Source organism: Bradyrhizobium sp. Leo114 (assembly GCF_055229415.2).
Map to the genome: position 1 here is coordinate 20,058 of NZ_JBUYEN020000070.1, position 11,292 is coordinate 31,349.

14 protein-coding genes are annotated in these 11,292 nt (G+C 63.2%); 5 read left to right on the plus strand and 9 right to left on the minus strand.

The genetic code is table 11. The features are described from left to right. Positions 1 to 29: 29 nt before the first annotated feature. Genes ACZIRK_RS40805 through ACZIRK_RS40820 form a run of 4 tightly spaced genes read right to left on the minus strand, consistent with a single transcriptional unit; the run spans position 30 to position 2,770 of the window. The gene (locus ACZIRK_RS40805) at positions 30 to 1,079 is read right to left on the minus strand and encodes an HD-GYP domain-containing protein (protein ID WP_130227956.1); all 1,050 of its coding nucleotides are present in this window, start codon (positions 1,077 to 1,079) and stop codon (positions 30 to 32) included. A 24-nt stretch (positions 1,080 to 1,103) separates the two neighbouring features. Next, positions 1,104 to 1,295 carry a hypothetical protein gene (locus ACZIRK_RS40810; RefSeq protein WP_130227957.1) on the minus strand — a complete coding sequence of 64 codons (192 nt, stop codon included), beginning with the start codon at positions 1,293 to 1,295 and terminating at the stop codon, positions 1,104 to 1,106. Positions 1,296 to 1,334: 39 nt separating this feature from the next. Continuing rightward, the gene (locus ACZIRK_RS40815) at positions 1,335 to 1,637 is read right to left on the minus strand and encodes a PilZ domain-containing protein (protein WP_028165846.1); all 303 of its coding nucleotides are present in this window, start codon (positions 1,635 to 1,637) and stop codon (positions 1,335 to 1,337) included. Next, entirely contained in the window at positions 1,637 to 2,770 is a 1,134-nt protein-coding gene (locus ACZIRK_RS40820) for a DUF2336 domain-containing protein (RefSeq protein ID WP_130227958.1), read from the minus strand. The genes ACZIRK_RS40815 and ACZIRK_RS40820 overlap by 1 nt, the downstream gene beginning before the upstream one ends. 303 nt (positions 2,771 to 3,073) lie before the next feature. Between ACZIRK_RS40820 and ACZIRK_RS40825 the strand changes: the two genes are divergently transcribed. Next, entirely contained in the window at positions 3,074 to 4,018 is a 945-nt protein-coding gene (locus tag ACZIRK_RS40825; RefSeq protein ID WP_130227959.1) for an AraC family transcriptional regulator, read from the plus strand. Positions 4,019 to 4,099: 81 nt separating this feature from the next. Here the strand turns inward: ACZIRK_RS40825 and ACZIRK_RS40830 are convergent, their stop codons facing one another. Both ACZIRK_RS40830 and ACZIRK_RS40835 read right to left on the minus strand, forming a co-directional pair. Beyond that, positions 4,100 to 4,348: a hypothetical protein gene (locus ACZIRK_RS40830; protein WP_028165843.1), complete on the minus strand. Its 249-nt coding sequence runs from the start codon at positions 4,346 to 4,348 to the stop codon at positions 4,100 to 4,102. A 119-nt stretch (positions 4,349 to 4,467) separates the two neighbouring features. Then, positions 4,468 to 6,552 carry a methyl-accepting chemotaxis protein gene (locus ACZIRK_RS40835; RefSeq protein ID WP_474419476.1) on the minus strand — a complete coding sequence of 695 codons (2,085 nt, stop codon included), beginning with the start codon at positions 6,550 to 6,552 and terminating at the stop codon, positions 4,468 to 4,470. 98 nt (positions 6,553 to 6,650) lie between these two features. Between ACZIRK_RS40835 and ACZIRK_RS40840 the strand changes: the two genes are divergently transcribed. After that, positions 6,651 to 7,241, plus strand: a complete 591-nt coding sequence (locus ACZIRK_RS40840) for an NADPH-dependent FMN reductase (protein WP_130227961.1) — start codon at positions 6,651 to 6,653, stop codon at positions 7,239 to 7,241. 20 nt (positions 7,242 to 7,261) lie between these two features. On the opposite strand, the gene ACZIRK_RS40845 is transcribed toward ACZIRK_RS40840, so the two are convergent. Next, entirely contained in the window at positions 7,262 to 7,516 is a 255-nt protein-coding gene (locus ACZIRK_RS40845; protein WP_130227962.1) for a hypothetical protein, read from the minus strand. 190 nt (positions 7,517 to 7,706) lie between these two features. Between ACZIRK_RS40845 and ACZIRK_RS40850 the strand changes: the two genes are divergently transcribed. Then, on the plus strand, positions 7,707 to 7,892 hold the full coding sequence (locus ACZIRK_RS40850; RefSeq protein WP_028165839.1) for a hypothetical protein: 186 nt from the start codon (positions 7,707 to 7,709) through the stop codon (positions 7,890 to 7,892). A gap of 26 nt (positions 7,893 to 7,918) precedes the next feature. On the opposite strand, the gene ACZIRK_RS40855 is transcribed toward ACZIRK_RS40850, so the two are convergent. Continuing rightward, the gene (locus ACZIRK_RS40855; protein ID WP_474419477.1) at positions 7,919 to 8,869 is read right to left on the minus strand and encodes a hypothetical protein; all 951 of its coding nucleotides are present in this window, start codon (positions 8,867 to 8,869) and stop codon (positions 7,919 to 7,921) included. A gap of 197 nt (positions 8,870 to 9,066) precedes the next feature. Further along, the gene (locus ACZIRK_RS40860) at positions 9,067 to 9,447 is read right to left on the minus strand and encodes a hypothetical protein (RefSeq protein ID WP_028165837.1); all 381 of its coding nucleotides are present in this window, start codon (positions 9,445 to 9,447) and stop codon (positions 9,067 to 9,069) included. Positions 9,448 to 9,678: 231 nt separating this feature from the next. Between ACZIRK_RS40860 and ACZIRK_RS40865 the strand changes: the two genes are divergently transcribed. Then, positions 9,679 to 10,278 (plus strand): L,D-transpeptidase, encoded by a 600-nt coding sequence (locus ACZIRK_RS40865; RefSeq protein ID WP_207231196.1) that lies wholly within the window; start codon positions 9,679 to 9,681, stop codon positions 10,276 to 10,278. Between the two features lie 395 nt (positions 10,279 to 10,673). After that, positions 10,674 to 11,171 carry a septal ring lytic transglycosylase RlpA family protein gene (locus ACZIRK_RS40870; RefSeq protein WP_245475217.1) on the plus strand — a complete coding sequence of 166 codons (498 nt, stop codon included), beginning with the start codon at positions 10,674 to 10,676 and terminating at the stop codon, positions 11,169 to 11,171. Positions 11,172 to 11,292: the final 121 nt, after the last annotated feature.

The window sequence follows — 11,292 nt, forward strand, 5'->3', positions numbered from 1 at the left end:
TCGACTGCCTCGGGGACGGCGAGGGCGGATCAACGGTTCAGGGCGACGTCCCTGAACGCCTCGACCAGCGGCCGCTCGAGCTTGCCCTTCATGCCCTGCAGGACTTCGTATGCCGCCGCCCGCGGCATCGCCTGTTTGTAGGTCCGCTGCTCGATCAATGCGGAGAAGATGTCGGAGATGGTCAGGATACGCACGATGTCGGAGATGCTTTCGGCGCAAAGCCCGTCCGGATAGCCGCTGCCATCAAGAAACTCGTGATGGTGCCGTACGGCATCGAGGATTTCGGCCGAGATGCCGGGCGTTCCCTTCAGCACGGCATGGCCCGCGGCAGGATGGGTTTCGATCAGCGTACGTTCCTCGGCATCGAGCTTGCCGGGCTTGTCCAGGACGGCGAGCGGAATCCTTGCCTTGCCGAGGTCGTGAAACATTGCCGCCGCATAAAGACGCTCGATATCGGCCTTCGCCATGCCAAGGCTGAGGCCGAAATCGACGGCGATGCCGGTGACCAATAAGCAGTGCTGGTAGGTGCCCTCATGGTGACGGCGAACTGTCGCGAGCCAGTCGGACAGCCCACGCTCGGCGATCGTCTCTGCGATCACGTTGCCGGCGTCCTTGGCCTCCGCGACATTGACGGCCCAGCCGCAGGTGACCGCCGAGAACATCGAGGCGAAGCTGGCCGCTCCGACCGATGCAGCCTCCCGCGCGCTCGAGGCGGGTTCGCTCGGAACGATCGATGAGGTCTCGCCCGGCGCGAGCTTTGCCAGCAACTGGGCCGGCTTGACCGGACTGAGCAACGCATGCGTCGCGCCGAGCGCGTAGGCCTGGACCACCGCCAGCCGGGTCCGCTCGTTGACGACGAAGATGCGCTTTGGGATTCGCGAGAACGTGCCTGACAGGGCTTTGAGCGCCGTGATGTTGTCGACGACACGCAGGTCGGCGTTGACGACAACGGCCGCGATGTCATTGCCGCGAATGCTGGCGGCTCCAAGCAGATCCCCTGTAACGGGATGCTTCGGCTCCAGCATGGCGCACAAGGACGAAAGCCCGGCCTGCGTATCGGCTACAACGTAAATAGACATCGAGATGGTATTGCCGGCATTGCTTCAGATGTTGTCGAAGGCGCGCTGCTCGGCCTGGGTGAGAAAATGATCGAGGTCACTGCAGAGACTGTGCGCGACATCCTCGTTGAGTTCGAATCGCAGCGTCTTTCCGGCCATGTCGATCTCGACGATTCCGCGCAGCGGCTCCGCGCAATTCGTGGTGACGGAGAAGGCTGCGATCTTGTGGACGGTCATCGGTCGTTCCTCCCTGGGAAAATTGTGCGGCGGGCATGCTCACTTTGGAATGATGGCGCGCCCTTTCTTCTTTCGTTCGGCGACAAACTTCACACCGATCTGCATCCCGTCGACCCGGATCAGTTCGCAGCGCCGGAACGCAAGTCCTCTCGATGACAGGATCAGGAAGAATTCCTGCGCCCGCAGCACGTCGAGCGGGCCGTCGACCTCGAGCTTGGCGCCGGTCTGCGACACGTCGAGAAGAACGCAGCTTCGTTGCCAGGTGCCGTCAACGCCCATCAGGTTGACCGGATAGCGGTGCTCGAAATGAACGCGCTCGGCTTTTCGGTTTCCATAAGCCATCAATGCACTCCCCCAACTGAAGCTGTATCGGCAGACAAGGGCCTGGCGCCGATGTCGCTTACGGATCCGAAGCGGATGGCGCGCTGCGCGGTGGAAAGCGAAAGCGTGTCAAAGGCCTCCTTGGCCTGTTCGAGTTGTTGCGGCGAAGCCGGCTTCACGCCCTTGCGGCTCCTGATGATGGCAACCGCGGTCTGCCAATCGAGCCGCGACGCCCGGCAGGCGAGGACCAGGCCGTAGCAATCCTCCGTCTCCAGGAGCGGCTCGATGGTTTCGATCGGAACGGTTGCCAGCAGCGACAGCGCGGCGATGACACTGGGGTGGTCGCGCCGGATCGCAAAACGGTTGACGATGGAATCGTTCAACTGGCCGGCATTGTTGAGCGCGAGCACCGTCGCCTTTGCCTCGGAATAGTCCACGGCAACAGGCTTGCGGGCGCGCCCGCGCGCGGTGGTCTCTTCGATCAGCGTTCTGATCGCGACATGTCGCTCGGGCGGCGCGGTCTTGAGCAGGCGGGCCTGCGCGGAGGGGCTGCACTTCGCCACCAACTCGCAAAGCACATCGCGCGGCAGATCCGGCCGCTGCACCAGCGCGTCGGCGATATCATCGTCGCGCAGGGCCATATCGACCAGGGTCGCAAAGCCCACAACAGAGAACTGCGCACCGGGATTCCTTGCGAGGATGCCGCAGATGGCGGCATCGCCGCGCATCAGCAGGGCATCCGTGAGCCTGCGGCTCACCGCGCTGCGTCCGGCGATGGCGCCGAGGTGCTTTTCGCCGCGGGTCCTGATGACCTCGATGAGGTCGTCCTCAGACAGGCATTCGCACTTGCGAAGGATCGGGACGGCGACGGCCGCGTCCTCGTGCTGGGCGAGGCGGCGCACCGCCTCCCTCGGGGCCGACCTCAAATCGGCAAGGGGGGCGCTGAGTTTGGTCAGCGTGCGTGCTTCGACCGCCCCGATCAGACGGACCAGGACGTCGTCGAATATTTCGATCTGGTGCTCGCTGAGCCGGTCGGCGTCCGCGAGGAACAGGCTCGCCACCTGCCGCAATATCCGGATGCGGCGTTCGGGCGAACCGGCTCTGACAACATCTTCGAGTTCTGCAATAAGCTCAGTCGAGGCAATGGCAGTCATGGCGGCACCAATAATCCGCTGCAGGACGTCGCTGTCCCTCAGCCGATTTCGCGCCTAGATTGTTAATTACCACTGTAAATTGGTCTTTTGGGGTTGTGCCCTCTTTAAGATTCTACCAGAAAACAGTATCGAAATTCGGCAATGGTATTTTGCCACGTTGTCTTTCGCAGTCACTGCGCTCCAACTGGGTGGAGACTGGAGAAGAGTACGAGACGAGTCGTCGAGCGAAGATCGCCGCTTTTTTGCAGCGCGGCATGATTGCCGTGCCCTCGACTGGTGTTGCTCTTACAAGAACTATTTTAAATGAACGATCATTCACCGGCGCCGACGCTGGTGCCGAAGATATTTCGGTTCGATGATATCGACACGTTTCGGAGCTTTATTCGAAACGTGCAGGTGGAGTGCATTCCGCTCGCCCGGGATATTTCGGCCGAGCAAACCATCCTGAACTTGCCGGGTTGCGACCTGAACTACACGAAGGCGTTTCCGCGGGTCATCGACGTGCAGTTGGCGCCGAACACGACCGCCGTCGGGTTCCCGATGGATGAGGGCACCGCCATTCGCTTCAATGGTATCGAGCACGATCGGTCGTTGCTGGTGATTGGCAGCGGCGGGGCCGCCTATAGCGCACTTGAGAGAACCCCCCGGCAGTATGCCTCGATCGTTTTCAAGCCCAAGGTCGAGGATCGCGGGTGGCCGAAGACCGGACTGAGCTTCAATCTCTATGAAACCAGCGAGACGGCGAAACGGCGGCTGCGCCAGCTGGTGCGGGAGATCCTGGCGATCGCGCCGCATTTGGCCGAGGCGCCTGAGGTTCCCGGAGTAGCGGTCGCGATCCGCGAATCCCTGATGGCCGCGATCGATCATGCGTTCGCGGAGGTCGTGCCGGCAAAGTGGACGGCGCGGGCGAACGCTGCGCGGCAGTTCAAGGTTTTCAAGGATGTGCAGGCGGTCCTGTCCAGCGAGCTCGCGCAGCCGATCTACAGCACCGATCTTGCCAGGGAGATCGGCGTGTCAGTGCGTACCATGCACGATGCGGTGCAGCGCTATCGGGGCATGAGCCTGCACCGATATCTCCGCCTGCGACGGCTGTGGCTCGTTCGCCAAAACCTCTTGGCCGGCACCCATAGCGTCAAGGCCTGTGCACTCGCCTGTGGCTTTTGGCACCTCAGCGACTTCTCCAGGATATATCGGGCGCATTTCGGCGAATCGCCATCGGAGACCCTTTCGAGGTCGCGGCGATCCTGAATCAGCTAGAGCGTTTTCGAGCGAAGTGGACACCGGTTCGCGTGAAGAAAACGCGTCAAAACAAGAATCTAGACTGCGCGGTTATGCGCCGCTCTGGCACTTCTTCATGAAGCTGGTCTTGGCGGCGCCGGCGAGCTTCTTGCCATCGGACCCGACCGCTTTGGCCTCGCAGGACTCGGTGGTGCATTTCTTCATGAACGAGGTCTTTGCCGCGCCCGACAGCGGTTTGCCGTCCTTGCCGACGGCCTTGGTCTCGCAGGACTCCTGCGCGAATGCCGAGCCGATCGCAAAGGTGGTGACGACCGCTACCAACAATATCCGTTTGAGCATGGGCTTCTCTCCCTATTTGATTTGCCAAAATAGCCGGGCGGATTGGATATCGGAATCTTGCGCCAATCAAGTTGATAGCGCACGGATTCCTCCGCCAAATCGACAAGCCATACCCGCGACTAGGCCGCCCGGACTTCCGCGAGGAAGCGGTTGACCTGGCCCGCGAGGTCGCGAGACTGCGCGGAAAGCTGTTCGGCGGCGCCAAGGACCTGGCTGGCGGCGGCTCCGGTGTCGTCGGCGGCGCGCTGGACACCGGAAATGTTCGAATTGACGTCCTGCGTGCCACGCGCCGCTTCCTGCACGCTGCGCGAGATCTCCTTGGTGGCCGAGCCTTGTTCCTCGATCGCGGCGGCGATCGCGGTGCCGATCTGGTCGATCTCGGTGATGACGTCGACGACGTTCTGGATCGCTTTCACCGTCTCATCGCTTGCGGCTTGAATGGTGGCGATCTGCTCGGAAATTTCGGTGGTCGCCTTCGCAGTCTGGCCGGCCAGCGACTTCACCTCCGAGGCGACCACGGCAAAGCCGCGTCCGGCATCCCCGGCGCGCGCGGCCTCGATCGTCGCGTTCAGGGCCAGCAGGTTGGTCTGCGCCGCGATGTTCTGGATCAGCGTGACGACATCGCCGATCTTCTGCGCGCCCTCGGCAAGCGAGCGGGCGGTGTCGCCGGTGCGGCGGGCGTTCTCCACGGCGCGTGCCGCGATCTCGGTCGACTGCGTGACCTGGCGCCCGATTTCCGAGATCGAGGACGTCAGCTCTTCGGTCGCGCTGGCAACCGTCTGCACATTGGTCGAGGTTTGGTCGGAGGCCGTCGCTACGACAGCGGCCTGCCGGTTGGTGGCGGACGCCGTGGAGGACATCGACTGTGCGGTCTCCTCCATAGTGGCAGAGGCGGCCGAGAGCCCGCCGATGAGCTCGCTGACCTTCGCCTCGAATGTGTGTGTCAGGTTGTCGAGCACTTGCGCGCGGCGCATCTTGACCTGGTTCTCGGCTTCCTTCTCGGCCGCGAGGCGATCGGCCTTGATCATGTTGTCCTTGAAGACGCGTACGGCCTGCGCCATTGCGCCGATCTCATCGCTGCGCTCGGCGCCCGCGATTTCGTCCGCAACGTCGCCCGCAGCAAGCCGCGACATCCTGGCGGTCAATTGCACGATTGGCCTGCAGATCCGGCGTCGCACCATCATGACCAGCGCAATGCTCGCCGCGACCACGGCGATCAGGCCGGCGAGCGCGACCAGGAAGCTGACACGCGCAGAGGAGTAGGCGGAAGAGAGCACCTGCTCGGCATTGTCGTAGAAGGCGTCGCGCACCCCGATGATCGAATTGAGCCCGTGCTGCGATTCCACGTAGAAGGCATCGACATCGTGCTCGTACTTGCCGCTGGCCGCACCTTCCTTCACGAGCTTGAGCTCCTTGCCGAACCGCTCGACATAGGCCTCGTTCATGCGGTCGAGTGCGACTGCGACGTTGGCGGGCAGGTTGGGATTGCCACGCAGTTCCTGCAGTAACATCAGCACCTGGTCCGCGCGCCCCTGGGCGCGAGCGAGATCGACCTTCTCGGTCTCGGTCGCCGCGCGCCTGGCGCCGACAAGGTTCTTGTGCTGGCTTGCATTGAAGCCGCCGACGTCGCGCAGCGACCAGGCGATATTCGCGTAGACCGACTGCCGATAGGCGTCGCCGTCGATCAGGGCCAACTTGCGCACCTGGCCGTCGAGCAGGGAGGCTGCGGCATTGTTGAGCACTGCGTTGTCGGCGACGATTTTCTTGGCGGCGTCCTTGCGCGCTTCTGCCGGGCCGTCGATCGCCTTGTCCATCGCCTCGCGCAACGCGTTGAATTTTGCGTTCACCCCATCGATGCCGGCGCCGATCGCTCCGCCGTCCTCGAGCGAACCGGGCAGCGCTTTACGCAGCGCCATCATCTTGTCGCGGGCGCGATCGGTCGCCGTGCGCACCTTCTCGTTCAGATCGGCCCGCTGCTTCGGATCGATCACCGGTGGCCCAAACAGGATGTTGGTGGCAAAGCCACGCTCCGAATTGAGATAGCGCGGGATGTCACTGATCGCGCGAACGATTGCGAGCCGCTCCTGCGCTGCCGACACGTTCTCCATGGTCTGGTATTTCGAAACCGCGACGTAGAGGGCCAGTCCACCGCCCACGGCGGAGAGCGAGACGATGGCGGTGGTCAAGAGGGTTCCGATTTTCATGTGACTGATGCCATTCTGGACGATAGAGGAGCGTTCAGCTCCATGGTAACCAGCGCGGATTAAATCCGCGTTTACGCTTTCCGATCGGAGTGACCGGCATGGCCCATCGTATCCTCGTCTTCTACGGCTCCTATCGCTCCGACCGCATGGGCATTCGGCTTGCAAGCTTCGTGGTCGAGGGCCTGCGCGCCCGCGGCGAGGACGTCGAATTCATCGACGCGAAGGGGGTCGGATTGCCCATGCTCGACCGCATGTACAAGGAGTATCCGAAGGGCACGGCGCCCGCTGCGCTGGAGAAGCTTGCGGGCCAAATCCGCGAGGCCGACGGCTTCGTGTTCATCACCGGCGAATACAATTGGGGCATCCAGCCGGGGCTGAAGAACCTCACCGATCATTTCCTGGAGGAGTGGTTCTGGCGGCCTGCCGCGATCGCAAGCTATTCCGCCGGACGTCTCTCCGGCGCGCGTGCCGCGACCGCCTGGCATGGCACGCTCTCCGAGATGGGCATGGTGGTGATTTCAAGCACGATCGGCGTCGGACCGATCGGGCAGACGCTGTCGGCGGATGGAAAGCCGATCGGCGAGGGCGGCAAGGCGCTGGAGCGGGCCTTTCCGCGCTTTGCCGATGATCTCATGTGGTGGGTCGAAGCCGCCAAGGAGCAGCGGGCGCGCAAGAAGCCGCCTTACTGAGTTGAGGGGAGGGCCCTTAACTAGCGCGTTCGCTGATCCGAATTTCCGGTGGCCGATTTGCGCTTGGTCTCGGCAGGCGCGCCCATCTCCTGGCAGGGCATCTCCTGCCATGAACCGTCGGCTGCCTTTTGATAGGCGCGGCAGGGCGATGTAGCCCGATTCTCGTCGGCCTTCTGGGCGTCCGGCTGGGTTTCCGAGTTCTTCGCGAGGACCGGCGTCGCAAAATGCGCGAGCGCGGCCACCGAACCTGCGAAGATCACTGCTGCGATCCGCATCGGAGGTTCTCCTTTTCGATGCAGACTTTTCTAGAAGCAATTGTGGAAAATTTTTGCCAAGCGGCCCCATGCGCCGGACTTTGCTTAACAATCGGAAAATGACCGATGAGCCCAGGTCTTGGGAACGTCGTTGTCGTTCGCCGGTTTAGAACCAACTGACGACCGGCGCAGGCAACATCGGGAGAGCGACATGATGCCAGAGACGCAGATTCACGTGATCGCGCGGCAGATGTTGGAGCAGCACGGGTTTGAAGCGATCGCCCGGGCCGCGCAGAAGGCGCAAGCCTGCGAGAGCCAGGGCGAGGCCGACGAGGCCCGTGAATGGCGCCACATCGAAGCCGCCATGAAGATCATGCGCGGCCCCCACCAGAGCTGATGAGCTATCGCACTAGCTGACGAGAGCTATCGCACCGGCATCGGCGGCCGCACCACCGGTCCGCCATCCTGCGCCGGCGGCTCGGGCACCGTTTGCAACGGCGCCGGCGCTGATGGTGGCGGCAGGGGCGGAGCTGCAGCGGCGGTTTGCGCGGGCGGATATGTCGGCGGCTTCGGCCTGCGCACGGGCGCTGCGACCGGCCGCGGCGGCAGCGCGGCACGCGGCTGCACGGCTTGTGCCGACACCCTGGCCTCAGAATTCCTGGCGATGTCGCGGGCGATCTGATCCTGGCCAGCCTTGAGCTGCGCGATGCTGGCTTTGAGTTGCTCGATCTGTTGGCCCATCGTCGCGAGATCGTGCGCCATCGACTGCAGCAACTGTGAGGAATCAGCAGAGAGGGCGGCGGCCGTGGTCGGCGCGGCGGCTTGCGCTGGCTGTGCCTGAGCAGGGGTGTCCGGCTGAGCGACCGCCTGATCGGTCGAGGCGGTTTGAACGGCGGGTGAGACTGATTGCTCTGTCGCGGCCTGATCGGCGGGCGGGGCCGGTTGCTCGGCGGGCGCCGTCGCCTTACCCGACGGTGACGAGGACAACGACGACAACAGCGAGACCTGCGGTATCCAGTCCGCAATCATCTGCTTGGCAGTGTCGCCATGATGCTTCCAGGCTGCCGCCGCGAAGGCGCTGAGCAGAGCGAACAGGAAGGCCATCGCGGCGCGCTTGGCCCATTTGGCGAACGGCGAAGGCTCGCTCGGGAGCTGGATGTGATCGCTGGCCGTCACGCGAAAGGCAGTATCGAGCGATGGCGCCGAGGCGCCGGTTGTCACGTAGCTCTGCGGTGCCGGCGTCTGGTTCACTTCGGCAGGCGGCGTTGGCGGTACACGATCTCCGCGCGCGGCGAGAACGACTTCGGGGTCGATCACGAAAACATCGTGCGGATCGGATTCTTTAGCAGGATTAGTGTTCAGCGTGGAAAGCATTGGCGCTCCATCTTCAGTCCAATGCCACCCGCTCTGGAAGCGGCCGGCGGATTAACACTACGTCAACCATCCTCTGCCCAGCCCCACGACTCCAGCCAGGTGTGACCAAAGCAAGGCGAGAGGAGGGAGAGTCTGGGGCCGCCCACGGCGACTGTTTTCCCCGGAACTCGGGAATCAGCCGCGCAAGGGGCACGCAGCTAGTTCTTCGGACGGATGAAGCCGGCAAGGTGAGTCTTCTGCGTTTCGCACCATGTCGTCATGCCCAGCCGCCGCTGGTCGAGATCAGTCGCCTGCGTGGCGACCGCGACTTCGGCCATGAGCTCGTCGTCCTGCCGCTCGCCCATCTTGCCCCCGGTGTGCATGAACGCGATCGCCTTGCGCACTTTCTCCGTGGTGCCATCGGGCAGGTGCATCTCCTGGGCCTTCTGCACCAGGTCCTGATAGACGAGGTCGGTGTTGGGGCACTCGACCTTGGCGGCAAACGCCTGCAGCACCAACGTGACATAGGCCGAGCGCGGATCGGCCTGCGCGGGCTGAGCAGCAAGCAACAGTCCCGCGATCAATAAACGAGAGCGCATCCTTGGGAACCTCCTGTTTTTTGAGGAGGCTAGCGTCGACGCTCGCGCCGTGCAACCGAGGCAAGGCAGAACATGCTGATTCAATCAAACAGACGTGTTCCAATGGCTGTTGCCATGATTTCAGCATTATTCTGGCAGCAACTGGGTAATAGGTTAACGCAGGGGAGACGTGCGGTGTCGAGATTGGGGCTCGCAGTTTTGCTGACGGGGGCAGTGGGGCTCGCCGGCTGCATGCAGACGACGCTGTCGCCATCCACAGATGCAAGCATGACGCCGCGCGATCGGCAATTGTTGGCCCATCCGCCTTACGCGCAGGCCGCTATCCCGGAGCAGTTCCAGCGCCACATCGTCGACTATTCGCGCAAGGAACAGCCGGGCTCGATCCTGGTCGATACCGACGCGCGCTATCTCTATTACGTGCTGCCAGGTGGCAAGGCGATCCGCTACGGTGTGGCGGTCGGCGAGGAGGCGATGGCGTTCTCCGGGGTCGCCACCGTTGGCCGCATGGCCGAGTGGCCCGACTGGGTTCCGACCAAAGACATCCAGGAGCGGCTCGGACCTTATCCGTCGCGAGTCGCCGGTGGACCGGCCAATCCGCTCGGTGCGCGTGCGCTCTATCTCTACCAGGGCAACAAGGACACGCTGTACCGCATCCACGGCACCAATCAGCCGGAATACATCGGGCAGGCGATCTCCTCCGGCTGCATCCGCATGGCCAATTCCGACGTGATCGATCTGTTTGGCCGGGTGAAGCAGGGCGCCACAGTCGTCGTGCTGCCGCCTGCCGCCGGCACGGCGTCGGTTGGGCCGTTCAGCGCGCGCCGCGGCTGATTTGATCTAATCCAACTCTCCACTCGTCATTCCGGGGCGACGCGTTAGCGTCGAACCCGGAATCCATTTCACCCCACGTCTGCGGCCCGATGGATTCCGGGCCTGCGTGCTCGCGCACGCATCCCGGAATGACAGAGGTGTGGGGCCGACAGAATGACAGCGCCGGCTGTGGCGCAATCACCACACATCGAAGGAATTGCGCAGCGACAAGCGCGCCCTGACGCTTCCTGCCCCGGTTACGCCCGATTGGAGGCCGCCCTTAACCATGTTGGATTTCGGCTTGGGCTAGGGGCGCGAGTTGGGGATGCAACATGTGCTTCGACGCTGCCGCAAATTCGTACGTCGACATCAGGGCGCGCGCGCAGGTTGATGCGCACTTGGTCTCATCCGGTTCTATGTGGAGGGCCACGCGGCTCATTGCGGTGGTCGTCGGGGCCGCTTCATTGGCGGCCTGCGCGCAGTCAACCGTCGTCAGCCAACGATCGGAGATCGGCGCGAGCAGGCAGGCATCATACGTGTACACCCGCACGGCGGCGGTCGCGATGAAGAAGCGGGTAGCGGCAATGCGCAAGCACACGCGGCTGGCGTCGCGCAAGGGTGGCGATGTCAAGGTCGCATCCCAGGGTGTCGCGAGCTTCTACAGTGAGGACTCGCAGACCGCGAGCGGAGAGAAGTTCGACAAGAACGAATTGACCGCAGCCCATCCGACCTTGCCGTTCGGCACCAAGCTTCGCGTCACCGACGTGAAGAGCGGCCGTTCGGTGACGGTGCGGGTCAACGACCGCGGACCTTATGTGCGGGGACGAGTCGTCGACGTCTCCTATTCCGCCGCGCAAGAACTCGGAATGGTCGGCAAGGGCGTCACCAACGTCAAGCTTGATGTGGTCCACTAGGCTGTGTGGACTCTTGGGATTCTCAAATCAGACGGAACGTGATTCAAGGCTTTCTTTTAGGAGGAAGCCTTGGGGGTTCTGGATCGGCTCGTTCTGAACGACACGCAATGGGACCGTATCT

Excerpts from the sequence above, each read along its gene's own strand:
- ACZIRK_RS40805 (WP_130227956.1), bottom strand. The coding sequence starts at position 1,079 with ATGTCTATTTACGTTGTAGCCGATACGCAGGCCGGGCTTTCGTCCTTG.
- ACZIRK_RS40810 (WP_130227957.1), bottom strand. The coding sequence starts at position 1,295 with ATGACCGTCCACAAGATCGCAGCCTTCTCCGTCACCACGAATTGCGCG.
- ACZIRK_RS40815 (WP_028165846.1), bottom strand. The coding sequence starts at position 1,637 with ATGGCTTATGGAAACCGAAAAGCCGAGCGCGTTCATTTCGAGCACCGC.
- ACZIRK_RS40820 (WP_130227958.1), bottom strand. The coding sequence starts at position 2,770 with ATGACTGCCATTGCCTCGACTGAGCTTATTGCAGAACTCGAAGATGTT.
- ACZIRK_RS40825 (WP_130227959.1), top strand. The coding sequence starts at position 3,074 with ATGAACGATCATTCACCGGCGCCGACGCTGGTGCCGAAGATATTTCGG.
- ACZIRK_RS40830 (WP_028165843.1), bottom strand. The coding sequence starts at position 4,348 with ATGCTCAAACGGATATTGTTGGTAGCGGTCGTCACCACCTTTGCGATC.
- ACZIRK_RS40835 (WP_474419476.1), bottom strand. The coding sequence starts at position 6,552 with ATGAAAATCGGAACCCTCTTGACCACCGCCATCGTCTCGCTCTCCGCC.
- ACZIRK_RS40840 (WP_130227961.1), top strand. The coding sequence starts at position 6,651 with ATGGCCCATCGTATCCTCGTCTTCTACGGCTCCTATCGCTCCGACCGC.
- ACZIRK_RS40845 (WP_130227962.1), bottom strand. The coding sequence starts at position 7,516 with ATGCGGATCGCAGCAGTGATCTTCGCAGGTTCGGTGGCCGCGCTCGCG.
- ACZIRK_RS40850 (WP_028165839.1), top strand. The coding sequence starts at position 7,707 with ATGATGCCAGAGACGCAGATTCACGTGATCGCGCGGCAGATGTTGGAG.
- ACZIRK_RS40855 (WP_474419477.1), bottom strand. The coding sequence starts at position 8,869 with ATGCTTTCCACGCTGAACACTAATCCTGCTAAAGAATCCGATCCGCAC.
- ACZIRK_RS40860 (WP_028165837.1), bottom strand. The coding sequence starts at position 9,447 with ATGCGCTCTCGTTTATTGATCGCGGGACTGTTGCTTGCTGCTCAGCCC.
- ACZIRK_RS40865 (WP_207231196.1), top strand. The coding sequence starts at position 9,679 with ATGCAGACGACGCTGTCGCCATCCACAGATGCAAGCATGACGCCGCGC.
- ACZIRK_RS40870 (WP_245475217.1), top strand. The coding sequence starts at position 10,674 with ATGTGGAGGGCCACGCGGCTCATTGCGGTGGTCGTCGGGGCCGCTTCA.